We start from the raw sequence: 828 nt of genomic DNA, 5'->3' as shown, positions 1-828 counted from the left end.
CGGACGGGCGTCGGGGCCGCGGCTGCGGGACGGTGTGTACCGGCTGTGGAACACCGACCCAGGCGGCAGCTTCGAGCCGGGGGACGATCCGCTGTATCTCACCATGCCGGTGCAGCTGGTGGTGGCCGACGCGGGCACCCATCTGGTGTTCCACGACAACTCCTGGGACGGCTCGGTCACCCTGCGGGAGGGCGAGGAGGGCGCGGGCTCGGGCCACGACCGGCCCGGCAGCTGCCGGACGCGGATGGAGGGCGGCCCGCTGCGCTACTGGGTGATCGTGGGCACCCCGGCGCGGGTGCTGCACGGCTGGACGGCGCTGACGGGCGCCCCGGCCGTCCCGCCGCGGTGGGCGCTCGGCCATCACCACGCGCGCTGGGGGTTCGGCGACGCGGCGGAGGTCCGGCGGGTGGTGGCGGGCTACCGGGAGCGGGATCTGCCGCTGTCCGCGCTGCATCTGGACATCGACCACTTCGCCGGGCACCGGGTGTTCACGGTGGACGGCGCGCGCTTTCCCGATCTGCCGGGGCTCGCCGCCGAGCTGCTCGAGGGCGGGGTGCGGCTGGTGTCGATCGTCGACCCGGCGGTAAAGGCGGAGCCGGGCAACGCGGTGTACGCGAGCGGGGCGGCGGAGGACGTCTTCGTGCGCGACACCCGGGGCCGTGAGGTGCGCGGAGTGGTGTGGCCGGGCGAATCGGTGTTCCCCGACTTCACCGATCCGCGGGTGCGCAAGTGGTGGGGCGGGCTGTACGCGGAGCGGCTGGCGCAGGGCTTCTCCGGGGTGTGGCACGACATGAACGAACCGGTGTCGTTCGCCGCCTTCGGGGAGAC

Annotated in this window: 1 protein-coding gene; it reads left to right on the top strand. The window is 74.4% G+C overall.

The genetic code is table 11. The features are described 5' to 3' along the window. The coding region (locus CCN37_RS38125) for a TIM-barrel domain-containing protein (RefSeq protein WP_210408413.1) at window positions 1–828 on the top strand (828 nt) is incomplete at both ends.

Origin of the sequence: Allokutzneria sp. NRRL B-24872 (assembly GCF_002155965.1) — a bacterium.
GTDB lineage: Bacteria > Actinomycetota > Actinomycetes > Mycobacteriales > Pseudonocardiaceae > Allokutzneria.
This window is presented reverse-complemented; position numbering and strand designations above follow the sequence as displayed.